This is a genomic window from Sphingomonas sp. P4_D12, from assembly GCF_056401895.1.
The window spans coordinates 96,367-121,063 of the sequence record NZ_JBFUIL010000001.1; the positions used below are offsets into that span (position 1 = coordinate 96,367).

Annotated in this window: 21 protein-coding genes and 1 riboswitch; of the genes, 10 read left to right on the plus strand and 11 right to left on the minus strand. The window is 66.0% G+C overall.

Going from position 1 to position 24,697, the window contains the following annotated elements; genetic code table 11:
• Positions 1 to 54: 54 nt before the first annotated feature.
• From AC1DSD_RS00470 to hisG, 8 genes are all read right to left on the minus strand, one after another.
• On the minus strand, positions 55 to 2,073 hold the full coding sequence (locus tag AC1DSD_RS00470) for an alpha/beta hydrolase family protein (protein ID WP_478027654.1): 2,019 nt from the start codon (positions 2,071 to 2,073) through the stop codon (positions 55 to 57).
• Positions 2,074 to 2,160: 87 nt separating this feature from the next.
• The gene (locus AC1DSD_RS00475; RefSeq protein ID WP_478027655.1) at positions 2,161 to 4,122 is read right to left on the minus strand and encodes an alpha/beta hydrolase family protein; all 1,962 of its coding nucleotides are present in this window, start codon (positions 4,120 to 4,122) and stop codon (positions 2,161 to 2,163) included.
• Between the two features lie 134 nt (positions 4,123 to 4,256).
• Complete coding sequence (locus tag AC1DSD_RS00480) at positions 4,257 to 6,371, minus strand: sodium-translocating pyrophosphatase (RefSeq protein WP_478027656.1); 2,115 nt, start codon at positions 6,369 to 6,371, stop codon at positions 4,257 to 4,259.
• A 114-nt stretch (positions 6,372 to 6,485) separates the two neighbouring features.
• On the minus strand, positions 6,486 to 7,379 hold the full coding sequence (gene thiL / locus AC1DSD_RS00485) for a thiamine-phosphate kinase (RefSeq protein WP_478027657.1): 894 nt from the start codon (positions 7,377 to 7,379) through the stop codon (positions 6,486 to 6,488).
• 10 nt (positions 7,380 to 7,389) lie between these two features.
• Entirely contained in the window at positions 7,390 to 7,566 is a 177-nt protein-coding gene (locus tag AC1DSD_RS00490; RefSeq protein WP_478027658.1) for a DUF4169 family protein, read from the minus strand.
• A gap of 12 nt (positions 7,567 to 7,578) precedes the next feature.
• Positions 7,579 to 8,037: a transcription antitermination factor NusB gene (gene nusB, locus AC1DSD_RS00495; RefSeq protein WP_478027659.1), complete on the minus strand. Its 459-nt coding sequence runs from the start codon at positions 8,035 to 8,037 to the stop codon at positions 7,579 to 7,581.
• A 225-nt stretch (positions 8,038 to 8,262) separates the two neighbouring features.
• Entirely contained in the window at positions 8,263 to 9,549 is a 1,287-nt protein-coding gene (gene hisD, locus AC1DSD_RS00500) for a histidinol dehydrogenase (RefSeq protein ID WP_478027660.1), read from the minus strand.
• 117 nt (positions 9,550 to 9,666) lie between these two features.
• The gene (gene hisG / locus AC1DSD_RS00505) at positions 9,667 to 10,329 is read right to left on the minus strand and encodes an ATP phosphoribosyltransferase (protein ID WP_478027661.1); all 663 of its coding nucleotides are present in this window, start codon (positions 10,327 to 10,329) and stop codon (positions 9,667 to 9,669) included.
• A gap of 165 nt (positions 10,330 to 10,494) precedes the next feature.
• Here hisG and AC1DSD_RS00510 point away from each other — a divergent pair, with 165 nt between their 5' ends.
• The 6 genes from AC1DSD_RS00510 to AC1DSD_RS00535 all read left to right on the plus strand — a co-directional run bounded on the left by AC1DSD_RS00510 (position 10,495) and on the right by AC1DSD_RS00535 (position 17,021).
• A complete protein-coding gene (locus tag AC1DSD_RS00510; RefSeq protein WP_478027662.1) occupies positions 10,495 to 11,598 on the plus strand; it encodes a DUF2332 domain-containing protein in 1,104 nt (367 codons plus the stop codon).
• Between the two features lie 35 nt (positions 11,599 to 11,633).
• The gene (locus AC1DSD_RS00515) at positions 11,634 to 12,224 is read left to right on the plus strand and encodes a methylated-DNA--[protein]-cysteine S-methyltransferase (RefSeq protein WP_478027663.1); all 591 of its coding nucleotides are present in this window, start codon (positions 11,634 to 11,636) and stop codon (positions 12,222 to 12,224) included.
• Positions 12,225 to 12,261: 37 nt separating this feature from the next.
• Positions 12,262 to 12,451: riboswitch (cobalamin riboswitch) on the plus strand.
• Between the two features lie 127 nt (positions 12,452 to 12,578).
• On the plus strand, positions 12,579 to 14,483 hold the full coding sequence (locus tag AC1DSD_RS00520) for a TonB-dependent receptor plug domain-containing protein (protein WP_478027664.1): 1,905 nt from the start codon (positions 12,579 to 12,581) through the stop codon (positions 14,481 to 14,483).
• The gene (locus AC1DSD_RS00525; protein ID WP_478027665.1) at positions 14,480 to 15,292 is read left to right on the plus strand and encodes an ABC transporter substrate-binding protein; all 813 of its coding nucleotides are present in this window, start codon (positions 14,480 to 14,482) and stop codon (positions 15,290 to 15,292) included. The genes AC1DSD_RS00520 and AC1DSD_RS00525 overlap by 4 nt, the downstream gene beginning before the upstream one ends.
• A complete protein-coding gene (locus AC1DSD_RS00530) occupies positions 15,289 to 16,260 on the plus strand; it encodes a FecCD family ABC transporter permease (protein WP_478027666.1) in 972 nt (323 codons plus the stop codon). The genes AC1DSD_RS00525 and AC1DSD_RS00530 overlap by 4 nt, the downstream gene beginning before the upstream one ends.
• Positions 16,251 to 17,021 (plus strand): ABC transporter ATP-binding protein, encoded by a 771-nt coding sequence (locus AC1DSD_RS00535; RefSeq protein WP_478027667.1) that lies wholly within the window; start codon positions 16,251 to 16,253, stop codon positions 17,019 to 17,021. Before AC1DSD_RS00530 ends, AC1DSD_RS00535 begins: the two co-directional genes overlap by 10 nt.
• Here AC1DSD_RS00535 and AC1DSD_RS00540 read toward each other — a convergent pair.
• The gene (locus tag AC1DSD_RS00540; protein WP_478027668.1) at positions 17,013 to 17,882 is read right to left on the minus strand and encodes a LysR family transcriptional regulator; all 870 of its coding nucleotides are present in this window, start codon (positions 17,880 to 17,882) and stop codon (positions 17,013 to 17,015) included. The two genes, AC1DSD_RS00535 and AC1DSD_RS00540, sit on opposite strands and share 9 nt — an antisense overlap.
• A 108-nt stretch (positions 17,883 to 17,990) precedes the next feature.
• On the opposite strand from AC1DSD_RS00540, the gene AC1DSD_RS00545 reads away from it, so the two are divergent.
• On the plus strand, positions 17,991 to 19,490 hold the full coding sequence (locus tag AC1DSD_RS00545; RefSeq protein ID WP_478027669.1) for a CoA-acylating methylmalonate-semialdehyde dehydrogenase: 1,500 nt from the start codon (positions 17,991 to 17,993) through the stop codon (positions 19,488 to 19,490).
• Here AC1DSD_RS00545 and AC1DSD_RS00550 read toward each other — a convergent pair.
• The gene (locus AC1DSD_RS00550; RefSeq protein ID WP_478027670.1) at positions 19,471 to 20,256 is read right to left on the minus strand and encodes a sterol desaturase family protein; all 786 of its coding nucleotides are present in this window, start codon (positions 20,254 to 20,256) and stop codon (positions 19,471 to 19,473) included. The two genes, AC1DSD_RS00545 and AC1DSD_RS00550, sit on opposite strands and share 20 nt — an antisense overlap.
• Before the next feature lie 93 nt (positions 20,257 to 20,349).
• Positions 20,350 to 21,399, minus strand: coding sequence for an AraC family transcriptional regulator (locus AC1DSD_RS00555; RefSeq protein WP_478027671.1), 1,050 nt, complete (start codon positions 21,397 to 21,399; stop codon positions 20,350 to 20,352).
• 74 nt (positions 21,400 to 21,473) lie between these two features.
• Between AC1DSD_RS00555 and AC1DSD_RS00560 the strand changes: the two genes are divergently transcribed.
• The 3 genes from AC1DSD_RS00560 to AC1DSD_RS00570 all read left to right on the plus strand — a co-directional run bounded on the left by AC1DSD_RS00560 (position 21,474) and on the right by AC1DSD_RS00570 (position 24,649).
• Positions 21,474 to 22,619, plus strand: coding sequence for an acyl-CoA dehydrogenase family protein (locus AC1DSD_RS00560; protein ID WP_478027672.1), 1,146 nt, complete (start codon positions 21,474 to 21,476; stop codon positions 22,617 to 22,619).
• A 157-nt stretch (positions 22,620 to 22,776) separates the two neighbouring features.
• Entirely contained in the window at positions 22,777 to 23,820 is a 1,044-nt protein-coding gene (locus tag AC1DSD_RS00565; protein ID WP_478027673.1) for an enoyl-CoA hydratase/isomerase family protein, read from the plus strand.
• Positions 23,821 to 23,869: 49 nt separating this feature from the next.
• A complete protein-coding gene (locus tag AC1DSD_RS00570; RefSeq protein WP_478027674.1) occupies positions 23,870 to 24,649 on the plus strand; it encodes an enoyl-CoA hydratase in 780 nt (259 codons plus the stop codon).
• Positions 24,650 to 24,697: the final 48 nt, after the last annotated feature.

A 24,697-nucleotide genomic window follows, 5' to 3' on the forward strand; every position in this document is an offset into this window, starting at 1 on the left:
CGGCCGGCGGCGCCCCTCCTTCGATCAACCCCGGCGATGCGTCAACCGGCGCGATCAGGTCGCCGGGTTGAAACGGTCGAGGAACTTCCTGACCTCCTGCATCAACTGGACGCGGTCGGATTCGCGCAACAGATTGTGCGTATTGAGCGGTTGCTCGAGGTAGAAGAAGTCCTTGCCCTCCACTTTGCCCGCCTTTTTCAGCCGTCCGACCAGGTCCCGCGCCTGGGCGGGCGGGACTCGGATGTCTTTGGCGCCCTGGACGATCAGGATCGGGATGGAATATTTTTCCGGGTGGAGACCCGGCGATGCGTCTTCCAGGTCGCTGCTGGCCGACCCCATGCCCATCTTGGCGCCGTATCGGCCGAGATAGGATTTGTCGTAGCGCTGCATCGCGATGAGGTCGTGGACGCCGGCGCCGCTGATCGCGCAGCGATATTTATCGCCGTCGCGTTCGGCCGCGCGAGACGCGGCGTAGCCGCCATAGGACCAGCCGAACATGCAAACGCGCTTGGGATCGGCGATTCCCTGGCCGGCGAGCCAGGGAATGGCGTCGTTCAGATCATCCTGCATCCGATATCCCCAGGCCTTTTCGGACGCCTTTTCCCAGTTGCTGCCATAGCCGGTCGAGCCGCGGTAATTGGGCTGGATGACGACATAGCCCAACTCGGCGAGCGACTGCGCCCAGCCATAGGGGTCCCAATCCGCGCGATCACGAGCCCAGGGACCGCCATGCGGCAACACGATCAATGGCAGATTCTTCTGGCCGGCGCGATGGCGCGGCATGGTCAGGATCGCCTCGATCTTCTTTCCGTCCGACGCCGGATAGGTGACGACCGACACCGGATTGAGCATCGCGTCCTTCAGCGTGTCGTTGCCGTAAGCGAAGCGTCCGATGCCGCCCGACACCGTGTCGAAAATGTACCAGGTCTCCGCCTGACCCATCTTGGCGACGCGGAACAGGATCGTCTCGCGCTTGGCATCGGCGGTGGCGATCAGCACATTGTCCTTGCCGAAGCTTTCCTCGAGCAGGCTTTGGATTTCCTTCAACCGCGGATCGAAATAGGTCCAATGCTCGCGGCCGGTCGTATAGGTCACGCCGAGCAAAGCGGAGCGGTCGGGAGTGAGCGCAGCACCCCCGATATCGTATCCCGGCACGCCGAAGACCTTCTTGCCCAGCTTCATCGTGCTGAGGTCGAATTCGTACAGCGAGCGATATCCGTCTTCCTTGCCATAGGCATAGGCTTTGGTGCCGCCCGCCAGGAACAGCGAGGGGATACCGAGTTCGCCATAGCGATCGGGCGTGCCGTCGAAGATTTTCTTCAGCTGCTGGCTCGATACAGTGCGGTAATAGACCTGCACCTTGCCCGAATCCGCGTCGCTCGCGGTCCCGATCCGGACGACGCCGTCGGCATCGGCGGTCCAATCCTCGACCGCTGCGTTGTGCGGCATGACGGTGGTCGAATTGCCGGTGTCGAGATCCACGTCGATGACTTCCGGATTGCGCGTCATCTCGGTGTCTGGACCGCGTGTCGAGTTGGCGTCCCACGGAATGCGTTGAAGCAGCATGTGCGGCTTGCCCGAGTTGGACAGCCACAACATTTCGGTCGAGCCGAGCGACTTGTCCCACCCGAGCGGAAGTATCTTTTTCGTCGTGCGGTTGTACGAAGCATAGCGGACATCATCGATCCACTGTCCGTAGAAATTCTCGCGTGTGTCGAACGTAATGACCAGATGATCGGAATCGGCCCAGCGATAATCGACGATCTGGCGATCACCTTCCTTGTCCTTGATCGCCTCGCCGTTGCGCGCGATGACTTCTGTCTTGGCTTCCCCCGGCTTCACCGGGACGATCGCGAGCACCTGTTCGCCGCCGGCCCTGATCCGGGTTGCGATCCATTTGCCATCCGGGCTCATACGCGGCTGGGTGATCATCGGAAATTGCGCCAGGACCTCGAGCGGAACGGTCTTGGTCGCCCAATCGCTACTTGTCGGCGGCACTTGCCCCGATGCCATTGTCCCCGCCAGGACGATCGATGCTGCCGCGCCAAGCACCGCGCGATGAAGTGTCTTCATAAAAGGCTGCCCCCTGCCTCTATCAATGGTTGAATAGTAACGCGCATCCAGACGCGGGCAACCACACTGCCGACGCCAGATATCCCGTCATGCCGGATTGTACTTCGCCAGGAACGTCTCGAGTTCCTCCAGGAATTGCAGGCGGTCGGCCTGACGCGTGAAATGGTGGTCGCCCAAAGGCTGCTCGACATAGCGATAGGTCGCGCCGGCCGCTTTCAGTCTCTCGACCATCTCGCGCGATTGCTTGACCGGTACGACCTGGTCGGCCTTGCCGTGCATGATCAGGATCGGCGTCGAGAAATCGGTGGCGAAGTTGATCGGCGACACCCCCTTCAGGTCGGGAGCCTGCTTGCGCAGATAATCCTTGTTTCGGCCGCCGTTGAGGAACGATCCGTCGTAGCGCAGCATCGCCGTCATGTCGGACACGCCGGCAAAGGACACCGCGCAGCGATAGACGCCCTTGTCGCGCTGCGCCGCGCGGAACGCGGCATAGCCGCCATAGGACGCGCCGACGATGCACACGCGCTTGGGATCGGCGATCCCCTGTTTCGCCGCCCAGCCGACCGCGTCGACCAGGTCGTCCTGCATCTTCAGGCCCCATTGGCCCTCGCCGAGCTTGTTGAACTTGGTGCCGAAACCGGTCGAGCCGCGATAATTGGGCTTCAGCACGGCATAGCCGCGGCTTGCCAGGAACTCAGACCACCAGTCCCAGTCCTCCTCGTCTCGAACCGCCGGACCGCCATGCGGCATCAGGATCAGCGGGAGATCCTTCGCCTCGCGCCCCCTGGGCAAGGTCAGTACCGCGGACATTTCGGTACCGTCGCGCGCGGTGTAGCGGACGGTCTTGACCGGCGCATAGGTCCTGGTGCCGAGCGTCGCGTTGATCGTCGCGAAGACCGACATGCGTCCGTCGGCCGGCCGATAGAGATAATAGGCGCCCGGGCTGTCGGCCGCGCCGATATGCACGATCAACACGCTCAGATCGTTGCTCCACGACACGATATCGGGCCACAAATTGGGAACCGCTTTGTCGAGATCCGCCTGGACCTGGGCCAAAGTGAGGTCGAGCCACTTCGTGCGCGTCCGCGTATCGGTATATTGGAATCCCATCAGCTTCGTGCCTGTCGGGTCGAGAAAAGGCCCGTCGACGTCATAGCCGGGCGAATCGAAGATCTTGGCGCCGATCTTCATCGTGTCGAGATCGAAATCGTAGACCGCGTCGAACCCGTCGGCATCGTCGATCGCGATTGCCTTGCCCGATTGCGGCAAGATCAATGCCGGCAAAGTGCTGAGCGTGCTGCCCTTGCCGGTCGTGCGAGCTATCGTTTTCAGCGAGCCGCCGGCCTGCGTGCGGTACAGCGTACGGTACGACCGCCGGTCGTCGTCATAGGCGATGCCCATCCTGACCGTTCCGGCAGTATCGGCATACCAGTCCATCACATTCGTCGTCGAGCCCTGGACGATCTTGCTCTTGCCGGTCGAGATGTCGAAGTCGCGTACATGCGGCCAGAAATCCTCGTCCATATAGATCGAGTTCTGCATCGCGATCAGGGCATGCGGGCTGCCGTCGCGTGCGATCCACAATATATCGGCGCCATTCTGGCCGGTGGTTGGCGTCGCCAGGACATTGATCTTGCCGCCATCGGCCCGGACGCCGAACGCGCGGCTGACATACCAGCTGTCGCCTTGAACCGGTTGCATCTCTCCGGCGCGGAGCAACAGCCAGTCATTGTTGACCCATTTCCAGCTCGTCAGCTCGAAATCGCCCGGATCGAGGAGCTTGAGCTTGGTGGTGTCGGCGAGCGGAATGATCGCCAGCCGCATCTTGCCCTGGATCGCCATTCGCGCGGCGATGCGGGTACCGTCGGGCGACAGCGCCGGCGCCTCGATGAACGGCAATTGCGCGAAGGCGGCAGCGGGGGGCGGACCGGCATTGGCCGGGACCGGCTTTGCCTCCGGCGCGGCCGGCTTGGCGTCTTGCGCCGACACCGCGGTGATCGCCGGAAACAGCGCGGCCGCCGCCGCTATCGATATGATACGCCCGAACATGGCTTTCCCCCCAATGCCCCGGCGCCAAGTCTAGCAATGAAAAAGGGGCAGACAAGCTGCCCCTGATCCATTTTTATGTCCGAAAAGAACAATCTGCCCCGTCCGGCGCAATGGCCGGGCGGGGGCAGATCGCTTTAGCCGACGCCGTGCGCGGCCAGTGCCGCGAGCAGTAGCAGCGCCACGATGTTGGTGATCTTGATCATCGGGTTGACCGCCGGGCCGGCCGTATCCTTGTACGGATCGCCCACGGTGTCGCCGGTGACAGCGGCCTTATGGGCTTCGGAGCCCTTGCCGCCGTAATTGCCGTCCTCGATATACTTCTTGGCATTGTCCCAGGCGCCGCCGCCCGAGGTCATCGAGATGGCGACGAACAGGCCGGAGACGATCACGCCGAGCAGCATCGCGCCGACCGTGGCGAAACCTTCCTCACGATTGGCCACTGCCTGGATGACAAAGAAGACTACCACCGGGCTCAGCACCGGCAGCAGCGACGGGATGATCATTTCCTTGATCGCCGCCTTGGTCACGATATCGACGGTGCGACCGTAATTGGGACGGCTGGTCCCTTCCATGATCCCCTTGTCGGCGGCGAACTGCGCGCGAACGTCCTCGACCACCGATCCCGCCGCCCGGCCGACCGCGGTCATGCCGAACGCGCCGAACAGATAGGGAAGCAGCGCGCCCAGCAGCAACCCGACGATGACATAGGGATTGCTCAACTCGAAGTTGATCTTGCCGATGCCGAGCTGGGTCGCATAGCGATCGAGATCGGTCGTGTAGGCGCCGAACAGCACCAGAGCGGCGAGCGCCGCCGAACCGATCGCATAGCCCTTGGTCACGGCCTTGGTGGTGTTGCCGACCGCGTCGAGCGCATCGGTACGGTGCCGCACATCATCAGGCAGCCCTGCCATTTCGGCGATGCCGCCGGCATTGTCGGTGACCGGACCATAAGCGTCGAGCGCGACCACCATGCCGGCGAGCGCGAGCAGCGACGTCGCGGCGAAAGCCACGCCGATGATCCCGGCCAACTGGTACGTCGCGATCACCGCGACGACGATGACGAGCGTCGGCAGCGCGGTCGATTCGAGGCTGATCGCCAGCCCCTGGATGACGTTGGTGCCGTGGCCGGTGGTCGACGCCTTGGCGATCGACTTGACCGGGCGATAGTTGGTGCCGGTGTAATATTCGGTGATCCACACCAGCAGGCCGGTCACGGCCAGGCCGATCAGCATGCAATAGAAGAGCGACATGCCGTTGAAGCTCTTGTCGCCGACAGTGCCGATCGCGGCGTTGAGGTCGCCGAGCACCCATTTTTCGGCACCGAAGATGGCGAATGCCGAAAGCACGACAGTGGTCCAGAACCCCTTGTACAGCGCGCCCATGATCGACTCGCCCTTGCCGAGCCGGACGAAATAGGTGCCGATGATCGAGGTGATGATGCACACGCCGCCGACGATCAGCGGCAAGGCCATCAGCGCGAACAGATTGGGCGCGTCCGACAGCAGCAGCGCGATCGACACCATGGTCAGGCCGATGGTCACGACATAGGTTTCGAACAGATCGGCCGCCATGCCGGCGCAATCGCCGACATTGTCGCCGACATTGTCCGCAATCGTCGCCGGGTTGCGGGGATCGTCCTCGGGAATGCCTGCCTCGACCTTGCCGACCAAATCGGCGCCGACATCGGCGGCCTTGGTGAAGATACCGCCGCCAAGACGCGCGAAGATCGAGATCAGCGAGGCCCCGAAGGCCAGCGCGGTCAGCGCGGCGACGATCTCATGATCGCCCGGCTCGAGATGCTTGACCCCGGTCAGATACCAGAAGATCCCGGCGATCGAGAGCAGGCCGAGACCCGCCACCAGCATGCCGGTGATCGCGCCGGAGCGGAACGCCATGGTCAGGCCGCCCTGAAGCGAGGTCCGTGCGGCTTCCGCGGTGCGCACATTGGCCCGGACCGAGATGTTCATGCCGATGAACCCGGCAATGCCCGACAGCACTGCGCCGATCAGGAACGCCACGGTCGACAAAAGGCCGAGCGTGAAGAACAGGATCACGGCGACGATGACGCCGACGATCGCGATGGTGGTATATTGGCGACCCAGATAGGCTTTGGCGCCTTCCTGGATGGCGGCGGCGATATCCTGCATCTTTTCGTTGCCGGCGGGCGCGCGGAGCACCTGCTGACTGGTGATGAAGCCATAGACTACGGCGATCAGGCCGCAGACGATGGCCGCATAGACAATCGTCATTCCTCTTCCCCTATTAGACACGTCGCGCCGGATGGCGCGCGCGAACTTTCCCGAAGGTGGGCAGGAGGTATAAGGAGGGATCGAGCGAGCGCAAGCGCCCACCGACCCTCGCCGTCAGTGCTGAAAACCGAGGCTGGCCGGGAGCGGGACGGCGGCGCCCTGCCACGTCAGCGCGATCCCGCTGCCGGCGGCGAAACGGCCGACCGAGAATGCGCTGATGGGCGGCTCGTCGCCCTTGGGCAGCGCGAACAGCAATTCGTAATCGTCACCCGCGGTCGCCGCGGCGAGGTGGGCGGCGAGATCAGCGCCCGCGAAGGCGAGATAGTCTGCCGATAGCGGAACGGCGGCGAGTTCGACGGTGACCGCCAGGCCCGAGGCCGCGGCCATGCGGCTGGCGTCGATCAACAGTCCGTCCGACACATCCATCATCGCATGGACGAGCGGGGCCAGCCGGAATCCCTCGGCGAGACGCGGGGTCGGGCGGCGATAGCGAGCGAGCAGCGCTTGCGGACCCGCTGATCCCTGCGCGATCCGCAAGCCCGCGCCGGCGTCGCCGATCGTCCCCGTCACCCAAAGCTCGTCGCCCGCTTGCGCGCCCGAGCGTAAGGGGGCGGGCGCATCGTGCCCGATCGCAGTCAAGGTGAGCACGCGTGGCGCGTTCGCGGGAAGCGACACGGTGTCGCCGCCGATCAGCAGACAACCGAACGTGTCGAGCGCTGCGCGCAGGCCGTCGAGGAACGCGCGATCCCACGCGTCGCTCGACAGCGGATAATTGAGCAATACGCCCTCGATCCGCGCGCCTTTGGCGGCGAGGTCGGACAGATTGACCGCGAGCAGCTTCCAGGCGACGTCGCCGGGTGGATCGTCGGGCAGGAAATGGACGCCCTCGACGATCGTGTCGGTGGTGACGGTCAATCCGCCGATCGTCGCATTATCGTCGCGCAGGTCGTGCGCGCCCGGGTGGAGGCGCAGCGTGCGCAACGCGGCGATGAAATCGTCCTCAGTCACGCCCGCCGCTTCATGGCTCGCGCTTGGCCCCGTCCAGTTCGCGGGCGCGGCGCTCGGTCTCCGCCTGGACGGCCTGCTTCTCTGCCTTGGTCCGGCCGTGGACGACCCGGTTGGCGGCGGCGGTCGCCTGGGCCTCGCCGCGCGCTTTCGCCTTGCGGGCGCGGTTGAGGTTGACGACCTCCGCCATCCGCGCCGCCGGTCAGGCCCGCGCGCTCTTGGCGACGCCGTCCAGGATGCCGTTGACGAAGCCCTTTTCGCGGCGTTCGTAAAAGGCATCGGTGACGTCGAGATATTCGTTGATCACGGTGCCGACCGCGACGTCCTTACGCGCGAGCAATTCGTAGGTCCCGGCGCGCAGGATCGCCTTCATCAATTTGTCGAGCCGCTCGATCTTCCAGTCGGCGGTCACATTGGCCGAGATCAGCGCATCGATCTCGTCGATCCGTGCCAGCGCGCCGGTCACCAGATCGTCGAAGAAATCGACATCGGCATCGGCATATTCGGCGTCCTCGATCGTCGCGCCGAGGCGATGCTGATGGAATTCGTGAAGCAGCGAGACGACGGCCGTCCCGTCCATATCGTGCTGATAGAGCGCCTGGGTCGCGGCGAGCCGCGCGGCGGCGCGGGCTTTGGATCGTGTGGCTGTACGTTGGGACATGACGGTGCCTTAGGCGCGCGCGCCGCCAAAAAAAAGCGGTGCCATGATGAATCGTTCCTCCGGGCGACGTTATCTAAGTTCGTCATGCCGGGCTTGTCCCGGCATCCACCATGCAACAACTCCTCATCTCGGTTGCGGAGGAGTGGACCCCGGCACATGGCCGGGGTGACGAAGGAATTGTGGGGAGGTTAGGGGCGCACGACGCCGCGCCTCAACCAACAGCCATCAGCCCAGCCGCAGCGCGACCGAGCGGGCATGCGCGGGCAAGCCCTCGGCTTCCGCCAGGGTAACCGCGGCGGGGCCGATCGCGGCCAGCGAGGCCGGATCGAGCGAGAGGAAACTGGTGCGCTTCATGAAGTCGAGCACCGACAATCCGCTCGAAAAGCGGGCGCGGCGGCCGGTCGGCAATACGTGGTTGGGACCGGCGACATAATCGCCCACCGCTTCGGGCGTGTAGCGGCCGATGAACACCGACCCGGCATGTTTGACCATGTCGAACAGCGCATCTGCTTCGTCGCAGGCGAGCTCGAGATGCTCAGGCGCCAGCCGATTGACCAATGGCATCGCCTCGACCAGGTCGGCGGTGACGATGATCGCACCGTTCGCGTCCCAACTCGCGCGTGCGACCTTGGCGGTCGAGAGTTCGCCGATCTGGAGGTCGACCGCCTCGGCCACCGCACGGGCCAAGGCCGCGTTGTCGGTGAACAGGATCGACTGGCTCGACGGATCGTGCTCGGCCTGGCTCAACAGATCGGCGGCGATCCAGTGCGGATCGTTCTTGCCGTCGGCGACGACGACGATCTCGCTGGGCCCGGCGACCATGTCGATCCCGACCACGCCGTAGAGCTGACGCTTGGCCTCCGCGACCCAGGCATTGCCGGGACCGCACACCACGTCGACCGGTGCGATGTGGCCGGTGCCGTATGCCAGCGCGGCGACGGCCTGTGCGCCGCCGATCCGCCAGACTTCATCGACGCCGGCGATATGCGCGGCGGCGAGCACCAAAGGATTGACCTCGCCATTGGGGGTGGGCGTGACCATCACCAGCCGCTCGACCCCCGCGACCTTGGCCGGAATCGCGTTCATCAGCACCGAGCTGGGATAGGCCGCACGCCCGCCGGGGACATAGATTCCCGCCGCATCGACCCCGCGCCACCGCGCGCCGAGCCGCGCGCCGACCGCGTCGATCTCGTCGCGGTCCTCCGGCTTCTGCTTGATATGATAAGCGGCGATCCGCTCTGCGGCGAGTTCGAGCGCGTCACGCAGATCGGGCGCCAGCGCTTCGTGCGCGGCGAGCCATTCGGCGCGCTCGATCCGCCAGCCGGTCTCATTGAGGTCGTGATGGTCGAACTTGCGGGTGAAGGCGTGGACGGCGGCATCGCCTTCGTCGCGCACGCTGGCGACGATCGTGCGGACATCGCGCGCGACGTCGCTATCCGCCTCGCGCCGCGCGTCGACCAGCGCCTGGAACTGGCGCTCGAAGCCGGGCTCGGACGTGGAGAGTTTGATCATTTTAAGCCCCTCCCCTTCAGGGGAGGGGTTTGGGGTGGGGGAGTCAAAAGGGATGCGCTCTGCGAGGCTTCGCCCCACCCCAACCCCTCCCCTGAAGGGGAGGGGCTAAGAACACGATCATGCCACATCGCGCTTCTCCACCGCGCGCCTAAACGCATCGACCAACGGCACCAGTTCCGGCCGCGTCTTGAATGCCGCGCGGTTGACGATCAGGCGGCTGGTCACTTCCGCGATCACCTCGACCTCGACCAGGCCATTCTCCTTGAGCGTGCGGCCCGACGAGACGAGATCGACGATTCGCGGCGCGAGGCCCAAGGTCGGCGCCAATTCCATCGCGCCGTTGAGCTTGACGCATTCGGCCTGGACGCCGCGCGCTTCGAAATGGCGCTGCGTCACATGCGGGTATTTGGTCGCGACACGAACGTGGCTCCAGCCGCGCGGATCATCGGCCGCCGCCATTTCGGCCGGTTCGGCGACCGACAGGCGGCAATGGCCGATGCCGAGATCGACCGGCGCGTAGAGTTCGGGATAGTCGAACTCCGCGAGCACGTCCGACCCGACAATGCCGATCTGCGCGGCGCCGTGCGCGACGAAGGTGGCGACGTCGAACGCGCGGACGCGGATCAGGTCGATGCCGGGATGGTTGGTCGAAAAGCGCAGCGCGCGGCTATCCTCGTCGGAGAATGCCGCCTCGGGCTCGACGCCGGCGCGCACGAGCAGCGGCACGGCTTCCGACAGGATACGGCCCTTGGGGACGGCAATGACTAGGGGTTGCGCCATGGCGGGGCTTTACTTGTGCACCTGCGAAGGCGCAATGCACCCTGGTGGCTCCGCTTTCAGCGGCCTGCCGCGCCGGCGCGCTTCCCCGCCCGACCCTCCGAAGGACAGCAATCTATGGAAGGTCGCGCGGGTTAGCGCGCCGGGACTGGATATTCAGGAGGCGACATGGCCGACGAGGCGGGCAATCGCGAGGCGTTCCGGGTCCAGGAATTCTATTGCCGCAACATGGACGCGCCGATCTATGCGCGGCTGTGCGCCGCGATCGCCGTGGGACTGACCCGCGACAGCCGCACCGGCGCCCGCATCCTCGACTGGCCGGGCGAGCCGACTCGCGATGCCTTGCCGCTCAGGTTCATCGGCGGACTGCATGCGCTGGTACAAGCGGGCGCCGATTCGGGTTTGGCGGCGGTGTTTCGCGGCGAAATCACCGGCCAGGATGCGATAGGCACCGCAGTGAACGCCGCGCTGATCGCGCATGACGATTTCCTGCTGCCCTGGCTCGACGGGCCGCCGCAGACCAACGAACCGGGCCGATCGGGCGCGCTGATCGTCGGTCTGCTCGAGATCGCGCGGCGTTACGGACCCAAAATCGAACTGCTCGAAATCGGATCGAGCGCCGGGCTTAACCTGCTGATCGACCGCTATGCCTTCGATCTTGGCGGCGTGAAGGTCGGCCCCGCCGACGCGCCCGTCACGATCACGCCCGACTGGCGCGGTGAACCGCCGGTGCCGGCGCCGATCGAGATCGTCTCGGTGCGCGGTTGCGACGTCCGTCCGCTCGACGCCACCGATCCCGCGGTCGAGGCGCGGCTGGCCGCTTATGTCTGGGCCGAAACGCCGGCGCGTGCCGAGCGGCTGCGCCAGGCGATCGCGATGCAGCGCGCGAAGCCGGTCGATCTGGTCCAGGCCGACGCCGCCGATTGGATCGAGGCGCGACTCGCCGAACCGCAACAAGCCGGCGTGACGCGCGTGCTGATGCATTCGGTGGTGTGGCAATATCTGCCCGAGGATAGCGCCAATCGTACCCGCGCGGCGATGACCGCGGCGGGCGAGCGCGCCACGATCGAGCGTCCGCTCGCCTGGGTGATGATGGAACCCGACCGCGCCTTCGCGCATCAGGTGATCCGCGTGAAGAGCTGGCCCGGTCATGACCAATGGCAAGTGATCGCGACCGCGCATGCGCATGGCGCGTGGGTCAAGAATGGCGTCGAGGATAAGGACAAGCGCCGCTACGATCTGCCGGAATCGGCCAAGGTCGAAGCCGGGTAAGCTGTCGAACAACCGTGACTCATGCGAAGGTTGATTTGAACGATCGGGTCGCCGATCTTGGCAGCATGGCCACGCTCCATCGCTACCGCGTTTTCGAGACCGCACACGGCGTCGCCGCGATCGCGTGGAGCGGCGACGCGGTCACCGCCTTTCGTCTGCCGGGAGAAACGGCGCGCGAGGCGGAGTGGTCGCTGCTTCGCCGCTTGCCCGACGCTGTCGCGGGCGACCCGCCCCCAGCCATCGCCGCGGTGATCGCCGACGCGATCCGCTATTTCGCCGGGGAGCCGGTCGATTTCGATGCGGTCACGATCGATCTCGGCGAGCAGGAGCCGTTCTTCGCGCGGGTCTATGACCGTGTCCGAGCGATCGGCCGCGGCGAAACGATGACCTATGGCGCGGTCGCGCGCGAACTCGGCGCAGGGCCGGAAGCGGCGCGCGCAGTGGGTCAGGCGATGGCGAGGAATCCGATCCCGTTGATCGTGCCCTGCCACCGCGTGCTTGCCGCGGGCAGCCGGGTCCACGGTTTCTCGGCGCCCGGCGGGGCGCTCGCCAAGGTCCGCATGCTCGAGATCGAGGGCGTGGCGACCGAGCCGCCGCCTGCCGCGCAGACCGCGTTCGAATTCTGAAATCAGGCATCGCTTGCGCTTTACCGCGCTGCGGCATAGACGCCGCGCCGTGACGGGTTCCCCGCAAGGGGAAGCAAAAGGGAAGTCCGGTCGAGATGCCGGCGCTGCCCCCGCAACTGTGACCGGAGAGCGGTCGCCCCAACAATGCCACTGGCCGCAGGGTCGGGAAGGCGGGGCGAACGCGACGACCCGGAAGCCAGGAGACCTGCCCGCCACGGTCGATCCTTTGCGCGGACGGGGTGTGCCGGGCGAACGAGGGACATCCCTCGTGTGAGCGACATGAACCGGGCCGTAAGGTCCGGGTGTCGCGTTCAGGCGCCCGGAGTCCGCGGCCCCACCAAAGGGGCATGTCCAATGTTGAAGTTTTCCATCCTCGCGACCTCGGCGTTCGCCGCGATCGCCATCGCGACGCCAGCCTATGCGCAGGAGACGGCGGCGACCGACGATAACAATATCGTCCTCGCCGATCAGACCCGAACCGACATTATCGTGACCGCGACCGGTGTGCCGCAGGCGCCGGAGACGATCGGCCAGGCAGTGACGGTGATCGACCGCCAGACGATCGAGCAGCGCCAGACGGTCGCGTTGTCCGACCTGCTGGCGACCACGCCGGGCGTGACCGTGTCGCGCAACGGCGGGCTCGGCGCCCTGACCGCCGTCCGCATCCGCGGCGCCGAGGATTCGCAGACGCTGACCTTGATCGATGGCGTGCGGGTCAACGACCCCTCGTCGCCCGGCGGCGCGTTCGATTTCGCCAGCTTGCTCGCCGGTTCGATCGACCGCGTCGAGGTGTTGCGTGGCCCGAACTCGGTGCCATGGGGCAGCCAGGCGATCGGCGGTGTCGTCAACGTCACCACGATGCAGCCGGGCTATGGCCTCCAGGCGCGCGGCAATGTCGAATATGGCAGCTTCGATACGGTCTTCGCCAATGGCGGCGTGTCGGGAAAGAGCGGGATCGTCTCGGCCTCGCTCAACGCCGGCTATCTCAAGACCAACGGCTTCTCGGCAGTGTCGTCGGGAAGTGAGCCCGACGGCTATCGCCAGTTCGGCGCGACCGGGCGGATCGAGATCGCCTTGGCCGATAACATCAGGCTCGACCTGCGCGGTTATTATGCGCACAGCAAGGTCGATATCGATGGCTTTGACGGCGTGACCTTCCTGCCCGCCGATGACGGCGAATATGCCAAGACACAAGAATTGTACGGCTATGCCGGGCTCAACGCCGATTTCCTCGGCGGCCGCTTCAAGAACCGCATCGCCTTCACCATCGCCGATATCAATCGCGACAATTACGACCCGGCGTTCGGGCCCGCGGTCAGCTTCTTCGGCCGCGGCCGTAGCGAGCGTTATCAATATCAGGGTGATTTCCAGGTGATCGACGGCGTCCGGCTGGTCGCCGGCGCGGAGCGCGAGAATACGCGCTATTTCGACGGCGATCTCTCCGCGACGCGCGGCGTCACCAGCTTCTACGGCGAAGCCATCCTGTCGCCGATCGATCGTCTGACCATCACCGGCGGCGTTCGCTACGACGACGATTCGGCGTTCGGCGGGCACACGACCTGGGGCGCCAATGCGGTCTATACCTTGCCGACCGAGACGACGTTCCGCGCCAGCTATGCCGAAGGGTTCAAGGCGCCGACCCTCTACCAACTCTACGGACGGTTCGGAACGTCGGTGTTCGGCAACCAGGATCTCAAGCCCGAAACCGCGCAAAGCTATGACATCGGAGTCGAGCAGCGGCTGGTCGGCGGGCGGATCGTCGCCGGCATCACCTGGTTCCACCGCGACACGACCGATCAAATCGATTTCGGTCCGGCCTTCTCCTACGTCAATATCGACCGCGCCCGGACCAAGGGCGTGGAGTTCGCGCTGTCGGTGCGGCCGAGCGATCGCCTGACGCTCAGCGGGTCCTACAGCTTCATCGATTCGATCAACCTCTCGCCCGGGTTCAATTTCGGCAACGAGCTGGCGCGCCGTCCGCGCCAATCGGTCAGCGCGTCGATCGACTGGAAGACTCCGGTCGGTCTCGGGATCGGCGCGACCGTGCTGAGCGTCGGCGACAGCTTCGATGACGCCGGCAATTTCAGCCGACTCGATGGCTATACTGTGGTCGGGCTGCGCGCGGACTTCCCAATCGGCGATAAATTCTCGATCTATGGTCGCGTCGATAATCTGTTCGATGAGAAATATGCCGTGGTGAAATATTACAGCACACCGGGCCGCGCGGCCTATGGCGGCATTCGCTTGAAGTTCAATTGAAGCCTTTGATCGCCTTGATCGCCCTCGGGCTGGCGGGGTGCGCGAGTGCGCAGCCCGCCACGACCGGGGGGATCGTCTCGACCAATCCGTGTTCGGACCAATTGCTGCTGGCGCTGGCGCCGGGCAAGGTCACGGCGATCAGCCATTATTCGCAGGAGCCGGGCGCGACCTCGATCCCGCTCGGCCTCGCGCGGCGCTATCGCGCGACCGCGGGGACCGCCGAGGAAGTGATCGCGCTCAAACCTGACCTGGTGGTCGCGTCGAGCTTTACCTCCAAGACTACACTCGCCGCGTATCGTCGCGCCGGGCTCAAGGTGCTGACGCTCGATTCGCCGACCAATGTCGCCTCCAGCCGCGACCAGATCCGCAGCGTCGCCGCCGCGGTGGGGGAACCCGCGGCGGGCGAGCGGCTGATCGCGCGCATCGATCGCGCCGTGGCCAACGCCGCTCCGCGTGACGGCCGCCGGCCCGCGACCTTGCTCTATATTTCCGACAGTTTCGCCAATGCCGGGCCCAGCCTGTTGACCGAGATGGTCGAACTCGCCGGGCTGGGCGATGCCAGCAAGGATTTCGGGCTCGCTTTCTCGGGCAACGTGCCGATCGAAAGTGTGGTCGCGCATCCGCCGCGCATCGTGATCGACCCCGACCCCAATGGCCGCACCGCGTCGCTGCGCCGCCGCGTGCTCGGCATGGCGGGGTATCAGGTGATCGAGGAGCGTTTCCCGCGCCAATTGGTCAATTGCGGCGGGCCGACCATCATCCCCGCGCTGCAGGCGCTCGCCGCGATTCGATCGCGGGCGTTGTCATGAGCCGCGCGATCCGCCTCGGCCTGCTCGTGTTGCTGACCGCGGCTTTGTTCGCGCTGTCGCTGATGGCGGGCAAGCAATGGATCCCGTTCGACGCCTGGTTTGGGCACGATCCGCGCTGGGCGATCATTGCCGAGTTGCGCATCCCGCGTGCGGTGCTCGGTGTCCTGCTCGGCGCCGCGCTCGGCCTGTCGGGCGCGGTGCTGCAGGGCTATCTTCGCAACCCGCTCGCCGATCCGACGGTGATCGGCGTGTCGTCCTGCGCGGCGCTCGGCGCGGTCGCGTCGATCGTCCTCGGATTCGGTGCCGGCTGGCTTGGCCAGTTCGGCTGGGCGATGGCGGGGGCGGGGGGTGCGATGGCGCTGCTCGCGATGCTGACCGCGCGTGCGGAGACGCCAGTGGTGTTCGTGCTGGCCGGCACCGTGCTCGCCAGTTTGGCGGGCGCGCTGACCGCGTTCCTGATCTCGATCGCGCCCAATCCCTATGCCATCGCCGAGGCGATCGACTGGCTGATGGGCGCGCTGACCGACCGTGGGCCCGACGACGTGTTGATGGCGGCGCCGTTCATCGGCGCGGGCATGCTGTTGATGCTGTTCACGGGGCCAGCGCTCGACGCGCTGGCGCTGGGCGAGGATGCCGCGCGCTCGCTCGGCGCCAATCTCGGCCGGTTGCGCTGGCAAGTGGTGATCGGCACCGGGCTGGCGGTCGGCGCGGGCGTCGCGGTGACCGGCGTGGTCGGGTTCGTCGGCTTGGTCGTCCCGCATCTGTTGCGGCCAGTGTTCGGCGCCAAACCCTCGGCGTTGCTGGTGCCGAGCGCGCTGGGTGGCGCCGCGCTGACGCTGGCGGCCGACAGCCTGTGCCGGCTCGCGCCGGGTGCGGGTGAGGTGCGGCTGGGCGTTGCCATGGCGCTGATCGGCGCGCCGTTCTTTCTGGCGTTGCTGTTCCGCGAAGGAGCCAAGCAATGGCGCTGACTCTCGACCGGGTGACACTCGATCTGCGCGGGCGCCGAGTGCTGACCGATGCGAGCGCCATGTTCGCCGCCGGCCGCATCACCGTGATCCTGGGGCCCAACGGCGCGGGCAAGACCAGCCTGTTGCGCGCCGCCGCCGGGTTGATCGCCCCGAGCGCAGGCAAGATCGCGATCGACGGCCGCGCGATCGGTGCGATGCGCCGCGATGACCGCGCGCGGACGATCGGCTACCTGCCGCAATCGGGCGATGTCGCCTGGAACATGCCGGCGCGCGACGTCGTGGCGCTCGGCCGCCTGCCGCACCGCGCGGGCGTGGCGGAAGACATCGCAGCGGTGCTGTCGGCGATGGCGGCGACTGACACCGAGCAATTCGCCGAGCGCCGCGTCGGCGAGCTATCGGGCGGCGAGCGCGCGCGGGTGCTGCTGGCGCGCGTATTGGCGGGCGAGCCGCAATGGTTGCTCGCCGACGAGCCGCTGGCCAGTCTCGACCCCGCGCATCAGCTCGATCTGCTCGATCGCTTGCGCGGCCAAGCGGCGCGCGGGGTCGGCGTGGTCGTGGTGCTCCACGATCTGGTCCAGGCCGCGCGTGTCGCGGACGAGATCCTGATGCTGCGCGACGGCCGCGTCTTCGCCTTCGGCCCGCCCGACGAGGTGCTGACGCAGCAGCATCTGCGCGACGCATTCGGCGTCGATGTGCTGCTCTTCGCCGATGCGCAGGGGCGGATGCTTCCCGTCCCGGCGGGTCGCTCAGCGTCAGCCTAGCCCCCGGCCGATCGCCTGGAGCCAGGTGGACACCGCCTGGATGCGCGAGGTCGCGTGAGTGTCCTGGTGGGTCACCAGCCAGAAGGTGCGATGGACGGCGACGCTCTCGCCCAGCACGGGTTCGAGCCGAGGATCGTGCTGCGCCATGAAGTCGGGAAGCACCCCGATCCCCCCGCCGGCGGACACCAGCGCGCGCTGGACGTTGATGCTGGTGCTCCGCACCTGCGGGGACAGGCCGGGCTCGATCTCCGACAGATAGTCGAGCTCAGGCGCATAGATATGCTCGGGCACATAGCCGACGAGGATGTGCTTGCCGAGGTCGGCATTGGACGTCGGCCGGCCGTGGCGGTCGAGATAATCGGGCGTGGCATAAAGGCGCAGGCGATAGCGGGCGAACTCGCTAGCGCGGAGCTGTGCGCTGCGTGGGCGGGCGAGCATCACCGCGATATCGGCTTCGCGTTTGGAGGGATTGAGGAAACCCGAGGCGGTGATGAGGTCGAGCCGGATGCGCGGATGGCTCACCTGGAACGGTGCGATCGCGGGCGCGATCACCCAGGTCGCAAGGCCCTCCGCCACGCTCACCCGGACATGACCGGCAGGCGCCAGGTCGCTCGCGGGCGCGATTGCGGCGATCACCGCGGCTTCGACCGTCTCGGCATGCGCGAGCAGCGCTTCGCCTTCCTCGGTCAGCCGGCGCTCACCCCCAACCGACTCGAAGAGCGGCCGATCGACCCGCGCCGACAACCGGGCGAGCCGCCGCCCGACGGTGGTGGCATCGACGCCGAGCGATCGTGCCGCCGGCGCGATCCGCTTCGAGCGCGCGACGGCGAGGAAGATACGCAGGTCATCCCAATTCTGCATCGCGCCACCTGCATTTTTGCATGTTCATTTGGCAATTAAGTAGCCTTGCGTGCGAATTTGCCTAGTGAAATAGAGCATCGAGCCGAACGAGGCCCAGGAGAGTTGACCATGCGCACCATCGACCATTTCATCGCGGGCTCTGCCGGCGGTGGCGCCACTCGTACCAGCGACGTGTTCGACCCCAATACCGGGCAGGTCCAGGCCAAGGTAAACCTCGGGGCGCAAGCCGATCTCGATCGCGCCGTCGCCGCCGCGCAGGCCGCGCAGCCGGCCTGGGCGATGACCAATCCGCAGCGCCGCGCCCGGGTGATGTTCAACTTCAAGGCGCTGGTCGAAAAGAATATGGACGAGCTCGCCCACCTGCTCTCGTCCGAGCACGGCAAGGTGATCGCCGATTCGAAGGGCGACATCCAGCGCGGGCTTGAGGTCGTCGAATTTGCCTGCGGCATCCCCCACGTGCTCAAGGGCGAATATACCCAGGGCGCGGGGCCGGGGATCGACGTCTATTCGATGCGCCAGCCGGTCGGCATCGGCGTCGGCATCACGCCGTTCAATTTCCCGGCGATGATCCCCTTGTGGATGGGCGCCGTTGCGACCGCGTGCGGCAATGCCTTCATCCTCAAGCCGTCGGAGCGCGACCCCTCGGTGCCGGTGCGCCTCGCCGAACTGATGCGCGAGGCGGGCATGCCGGAGGGCATCTTCCAGGTCGTGCACGGCGACAAGGAGATGGTCGACGCGATCCTCGACCATCCCGCGATCGCCGCGGTCAGCTTCGTCGGCTCGTCCGACATCGCGCATTACGTCTATAATCGCGGCGTCGCTGCCGGAAAGCGCGTCCAGGCGATGGGCGGGGCCAAGAACCACGGCATCGTCATGCCCGATGCCGATCTCGACCAGGTTGTCGCCGATCTGTCGGGCGCCGCATTCGGCTCGGCCGGCGAGCGCTGCATGGCGCTGCCCGTCGTGGTGCCGGTCGGCGACAAGACCGCCGAGGCGCTCAAGGCCAAATTGATCCCGGCGATCGCGGCGCTGCGGGTCGGCGTCTCGACCGACAATGACGCGCATTACGGCCCGGTGGTGAATGCCGCGCACAAGCAGCGCGTCGAAAACTGGATCCAGACCGGGGTCGACGAAGGCGCCGAACTGGTCGTCGACGGCCGCGGCTTCCAGCTCCAGGGACATGAACAGGGCTTCTTCATCGGCCCGTCCTTGTTCGACCATGTCACGCCCGACATGCAGTCGTACAAGGAAGAGATTTTCGGACCCGTCCTGCAGATCGTCCGCGCCCCCGATTTCGAAACCGCGCTCAGGCTGCCAAGCGACCACCAATATGGCAACGGCGTCGCGATCTTCACGCGCAACGGCCATGCCGCGCGCGAATTCGCCGCGCGGGTCAATGTCGGCATGGTCGGGATCAACGTGCCGATCCCGGTGCCGGTCGCCTATCACACCTTCGGCGGCTGGAAGCGCTCGGCGTTCGGCGACACCAACCAGCACGGCCTGGAAGGGGTCAAGTTCTGGACCAAGGTCAAGACGATCACCCAGCGCTGGCCCGATGGCGGCGTCGGTGACGGCGCCAACGCCTTCGTCATCCCGACGATGGGGTAAGGGCGGGGCGGTCGGCGACGATCGCCTCGAACTTCTCATGATAGCGCGGGTGCTCCGTCCCCATCATCCGGTCCCACCAGGTGAAGTAGAGGCCGAAATTGTGCCGGCCCTCGCTATGGTGGAGGTCGTGATGCGTAGTGGTGGTCAGCCATCCCGTCCAGCGGCTCTTCGTGAACCCCGACCAGGCGAGTTCATGCCCCGAATGGCCGATCACGTTGCGGATGATCTGGTGAAGCAGGAACGCCAGCACCACGAGTGCATGGAACGGCACGATCAACAGGAACAGCGGCAGGAAGGCGGCTTCGAATGCCGCCTCGATCGGCGCGAAGCTGTAGGCAGCCCAGGGCGTCGGCGTGCGCGACATGTGATGCGTCATATGCGCGCGGCGAAACAGCGCCTTCAGGTGCAACGCCCGGTGCATCCAGTAGAAATAGGCGTCGTGCGCGATGACCACCGCGACGAACTCGACGCCCGCCAGCCAGAGCGGCGGCGCGGCCATCGAGACATGGATGATGCCCATCCGCGCCAGCGCGATCGTCAACATGGTGGAGGCGGCGAAGGTCACCATCGTGATCAGCGAACTGACCACTTCGTGCTGCCAATCGGCGAAATCGGGCGTGCGCAACTGGATGCGTCGGCTCTCCGTCCAGCGCGCGCCCAGCCACAGGACCAGGGTCACGCCGCCCGCCGCGGCCAGATAGCGGGTCAGTTCGATCATATAGCCTTGTGCGCCGCCCATGATGAGCGTTCGGATCGAGTCGGTCATACCAAGCTCCCGTCAAATGATGCGGGCTGTCTGGCCGATCGGGAGCAGGCGGTCGCGGCGCCGCCGGAAAAAGCCGGTCGATTCCGGAATCGATCAGCTATTTTCGAAACCGCCCAGCGCCGCGCGACGCCAGTCGGTCGGGGTCTGGCCGGTGGTGTCGCGGAATGCGCGGTTGAACGGCGCCAGACTGCCATAGCCCAGGTCCATCGCGATGGTGAGCACCGGCAGCGCGACCTTGGCCGGGTCGCCGAGCCACGCCTGCGCGTCGGCGATGCGATGCGAATTGAGGAAGTCCGAAAAGTTGCGATAGCCCAGCCGCTGGTTGATCAGCGCGCGCAGGCGATGCTCGGGCACGCCGAGCTTGGCAGCGAGGACGCCGATCGACAGACTGGGCTCGCGATAGACATGGCTGGCCATCGCCGCGTCGAGCTTCTGCTTGAGCACATTGTCGGCGGGCGCGAGGCTCGGCTGCGGCGGGGCAGGGGCCTCGGCATCGAACAGCAGATCGGCATTGCTCGACAGCAGCACGGCGCCGAACGCCAGCACCGCGATCAGGGTGCTGCCCGATTGCAGCAGCATCAGCCAGGGGATGGTGGCGTAGCCGACGATGGTCTCGACCACGACGACCGCGATCGTCTGCAACCCCACCACGATCACGAAACCGGTGCGGAACGCGCGGCGAGGCTCGATCAGATCGTCGCCGCGTTCGGTGATCGCGATCCAGATGGCGTGGATGCAGAGCGCGAAGGCCAAAGCATGCTGGATGATGTCGGCGGTCACCGGCATGCGATGCGTCCAGTACACCGCCGCAAGGAAATTGATCCAGCAGGCGAGCGTGGTGGCAAGGGCGATCGCCAGCAACCGCCGGTCGATGCGGCGTTCGAAGATCAGGTGGGCGAATACCCACAAAGCGAGCGGCGAGCTCTGCGAGCCGAGCTGGACGACCGGCCAGATCCGCATGCTGCGCACGTCGATCACCGGCGCGACGTCGGCCAGATAGGCCGCCACGCACAGCAGCAGCAGCACGGTTGCCCAGCGGATCGGGCGCGGCGCGCGTCCGCGGCCGATGACCAGTGCGATCAGCATCAGCTGCCCTGCCGACAGCAGGCGCAGCGCGGTATCGATGAGCAGCATCCGCGTCATTGCTCACGCGTTATGGCTTCGCCCCGACCGCGGGTCTATGGCCCTCTCCACACCGTCCAGACGAGACTTTCCGCATGACCAACCAGTTCGACCTGACCGATGACCAGCGCGAGATCCAGGATCTCGCGCGCAAGTTCACCGCCGACCGCATCACGCCGTTCGCGGCCGAATGGGACGAGAAGCGGCATTATCCGGTCGACGTCTGGAAAGCGGCCGGCGAGCTCGGCTTCGGGGCGATCTATGTCGCCGAGGAATCGGGTGGGATTGGGCTCGGTCGGCTCGAGGCGGCGCTGATCATGGAAGCGATGGCCTATGGCTGCCCCGCGACCAGCGCCTATATCTCGATCCACAATATGGCGACTTGGATGATCGACCGTTTCGGCGATCAGGCGATCAAAGATCGTTTCCTCCCCGACCTTGTCAGCATGGACAAGATCGCCAGCTACTGCCTGACCGAGCCGGGCTCGGGCTCGGACGCGGCGGCGCTCAAGACCAGCGCGAAGCGCGACGGCGACCATTATGTGCTCAACGGCACCAAGCAGTTCATCTCGGGTGCCGGCTATAACGACATCTATGTCTGCATGGTCCGCACCGGTGAGGAGAAGTCGAAGGGCATTTCCTGTCTGGTGGTCGAGAAGGACACGCCTGGTTTGTCGTTCGGTGCGCCCGAAAGGAAGCTCGGCTGGAACGCGTCGCCGACCGCGCAAGTGATCTTCGAGGATTGCCGCGTACCGGTCGAGAATCGCGTCGGCGCCGAAGGCGACGGCTTCCGCTTCGCGATGGCCGGGCTGGATGGCGGCCGGCTCAATATCGGCGCCTGCTCGCTCGGCGGCGCGCAACGCTGCCTCGACGAATCGATCAACTACACAAAGGAACGCCAGCAATTCGGCACGCCGGTCGCCGATTTTCAGAACACGCAATTCATGCTTGCCGACATGGCCACCGACCTCGAGGCGGCGCGGGCTTTGCTCTATCTGGCGGCGGCCAAGGTGACCGCCAACGCGCCCGACAAATCGCGCTTCTCGGCGATGGCGAAGCGGCTGGCGACCGACAATGGCAGCTCGATCGTCGACCGCGCGCTCCAGCTGCATGGCGGTTACGGCTATCTGATGGACTATCCGATCGAGCGCTTCTGGCGCGACCTCAGGGTCCATTCGATCCTGGAGGGGACCAATCAGGTGATGCGGATGATCGTCGGCCGGGATCTGACGCGGCAATGAGGGGGCTCGCTAGTTCCTCCCCATTCATGGGGAGGGGGACCGCTCGCGCAGCGAGTGGTGGAGGGGGATCTCCCCACCTACATCGCTCGTGGCCCACCCCCTCCACCAAGCCGCTTCGCGCCTTGGTCCCCCTCCCCGTAAACGGGGAGGATTTGGGATGACCGACGACGTCCTCACCTTCATCGAGGGCAAGGTCGGCCGCATCCGGCTCAACCGGCCTAAGGCGATCCATGCGCTCAACACCGCGATGTGCACGGCGGTGCTCGACGCGCTGGCGGCATGGCGCCACGACCCCGCGGTCGAGGCAGTGATGATCGATCATGCCGAGGGTCGCGGGTTCTGCGCGGGTGGCGACATCCGCATGCTCGCGGAATCCGGCGCCAAGGACGGTGTCGAAGCGCGCGAATTCTTCTTCACCGAATACCGCATGAACCATCGGCTGTTCACCTATGAGAAGCCGGTGGTCGCCTTCATGGACGGCATCACGATGGGCGGCGGCGTCGGTATCTCGCAACCAGCGCGCTACCGTGTCGCCACCGAGAATACGCGGCTCGCCATGCCCGAAACCGGGATCGGCCTGTTTCCCGATGTCGGCGGCGGTTGGTATCTGTCGCGCCTGCCCGGGCGCGTCGGCCAGTATCTCGCGCTGACCGGGCATCGGCTCGACGGCGCTGAGTGCCTCAATCTCGGGCTGGCGAGCGATTATCTGACCAGCGACACGCTCGATGAGGCCAAGGCGCGGATCGCCGCGGCGCCGACCGAGATCGAGGAAATTCTCGTCGAGCTGGGGTCGCCGGTGCCCGAGGCGAAGATCGTCGCGCAGGAAGAGGATATCAACCGCCTGTTCGAGTCCGATCGGCTGGAAGACATCTACGCGGTGCTGGAGAGCGAAGGCGGCGCCTGGGGCGCGGCAACGCTGGCGACGCTCAGGACCAAGTCGCCGCAGACGATGAAAGTGTCGCTGCGCTTGCTTAAGGAAGGGCGGCAGATGGTCGATTTCGCCGCCGAGATGGTCCAGGAATATGCCGTCGGCGCCCGCGTCGTCGTACGCCACGATTTCCTCGAAGGCGTCCGCGCGGTGATCGTCGACAAGGACAATGCGCCGGTCTGGAACCCCGACACCCCCGAAGGCGTCACCGACGAGCTGATCGACGCGATTTTCGCACCATTGCCGGCGGCAGAGGCTTGGACGCCGGCGTGAATTTGTCCGTCAGCCCAGCTTTCGCTGGGATGACGATTGGAGGAATTGAATGGCTGATTACGAAACCATCCTGGTCGACCAGCGCGAGGGCGGCGTCACGCTGATCACGCTCAATCGGCCGCAGGCGCTCAACGCGCTCAACAACCAGGTGCTGGGCGAATTGGTCGCCGCACTTCAGGTGTTCGACGCCGACCCGTCGCAGGGCTGCGCGGTGCTGACCGGCAGCGAAAAGGCCTTTGCCGCAGGTGCCGATATCAAGGAGATGCAGCCGCAATCGTTCGGCGACATGTATGGCGGCAATTATTTCGCCGGCTGGGAGATGTTCACCCGTACCCGCAAGCCCGTGATCGCGGCGGTCGCGGGTTTCGCGCTCGGCGGCGGGTGCGAACTGGCGATGATGTGCGACTTCATCCTCGCCGCCGACACCGCCAAGTTTGGTCAGCCCGAGATCAAGCTGGCGGTCGCGCCCGGCATGGGCGGATCGCAGCGCCTGACCCGCGCGGTCGGCAAGGCCAAGGCGATGGAGATGTGCCTGACCGGCCGCTTCATGGACGCCGAGGAGGCCGAGCGCGCCGGCTTGGTGTCGCGGATCATTCCGGCCGCCGATCTGGTCGAGGAAGCGGTCAAGACCGCCGCGACGATCGCCGGCATGGCGCCGCTGGCGGTGCTCGCCAACAAGGAAATGGTCAACGCCGCGTTTGAGACGATGCTGATGCAAGGCGTGCAGTTCGAGCGCCGGCTGTTCCACGGCCTGTTCGGGACGGAAGACCAGAAGGAAGGCATGGCCGCGTTCGTCGAGAAGCGGCCGGGGAAATGGGTGGGGAAGTAAGCCGTCGCCCCGGCGAAGGCCGGGGCCGTAGGCGGTCTGTCCCCCCCG

Excerpts from the sequence above, each read along its gene's own strand:
- AC1DSD_RS00540 (WP_478027668.1), bottom strand. The coding sequence starts at position 17,882 with ATGCAGAATTGGGATGACCTGCGTATCTTCCTCGCCGTCGCGCGCTCG.
- AC1DSD_RS00555 (WP_478027671.1), bottom strand. The coding sequence starts at position 21,399 with ATGACGCGGATGCTGCTCATCGATACCGCGCTGCGCCTGCTGTCGGCA.
- AC1DSD_RS00510 (WP_478027662.1), top strand. The coding sequence starts at position 10,495 with ATGGCCGACGAGGCGGGCAATCGCGAGGCGTTCCGGGTCCAGGAATTC.
- hisG (WP_478027661.1), bottom strand. The coding sequence starts at position 10,329 with ATGGCGCAACCCCTAGTCATTGCCGTCCCCAAGGGCCGTATCCTGTCG.
- AC1DSD_RS00560 (WP_478027672.1), top strand. The coding sequence starts at position 21,474 with ATGACCAACCAGTTCGACCTGACCGATGACCAGCGCGAGATCCAGGAT.
- AC1DSD_RS00475 (WP_478027655.1), bottom strand. The coding sequence starts at position 4,122 with ATGTTCGGGCGTATCATATCGATAGCGGCGGCGGCCGCGCTGTTTCCG.
- hisD (WP_478027660.1), bottom strand. The coding sequence starts at position 9,549 with ATGATCAAACTCTCCACGTCCGAGCCCGGCTTCGAGCGCCAGTTCCAG.
- nusB (WP_478027659.1), bottom strand. The coding sequence starts at position 8,037 with ATGTCCCAACGTACAGCCACACGATCCAAAGCCCGCGCCGCCGCGCGG.
- AC1DSD_RS00520 (WP_478027664.1), top strand. The coding sequence starts at position 12,579 with ATGTTGAAGTTTTCCATCCTCGCGACCTCGGCGTTCGCCGCGATCGCC.
- AC1DSD_RS00530 (WP_478027666.1), top strand. The coding sequence starts at position 15,289 with ATGAGCCGCGCGATCCGCCTCGGCCTGCTCGTGTTGCTGACCGCGGCT.
- AC1DSD_RS00535 (WP_478027667.1), top strand. The coding sequence starts at position 16,251 with ATGGCGCTGACTCTCGACCGGGTGACACTCGATCTGCGCGGGCGCCGA.
- AC1DSD_RS00550 (WP_478027670.1), bottom strand. The coding sequence starts at position 20,256 with ATGACCGACTCGATCCGAACGCTCATCATGGGCGGCGCACAAGGCTAT.
- AC1DSD_RS00490 (WP_478027658.1), bottom strand. The coding sequence starts at position 7,566 with ATGGCGGAGGTCGTCAACCTCAACCGCGCCCGCAAGGCGAAAGCGCGC.
- AC1DSD_RS00545 (WP_478027669.1), top strand. The coding sequence starts at position 17,991 with ATGCGCACCATCGACCATTTCATCGCGGGCTCTGCCGGCGGTGGCGCC.
- AC1DSD_RS00470 (WP_478027654.1), bottom strand. The coding sequence starts at position 2,073 with ATGAAGACACTTCATCGCGCGGTGCTTGGCGCGGCAGCATCGATCGTC.
- AC1DSD_RS00565 (WP_478027673.1), top strand. The coding sequence starts at position 22,777 with ATGACCGACGACGTCCTCACCTTCATCGAGGGCAAGGTCGGCCGCATC.
- AC1DSD_RS00570 (WP_478027674.1), top strand. The coding sequence starts at position 23,870 with ATGGCTGATTACGAAACCATCCTGGTCGACCAGCGCGAGGGCGGCGTC.
- AC1DSD_RS00480 (WP_478027656.1), bottom strand. The coding sequence starts at position 6,371 with ATGACGATTGTCTATGCGGCCATCGTCTGCGGCCTGATCGCCGTAGTC.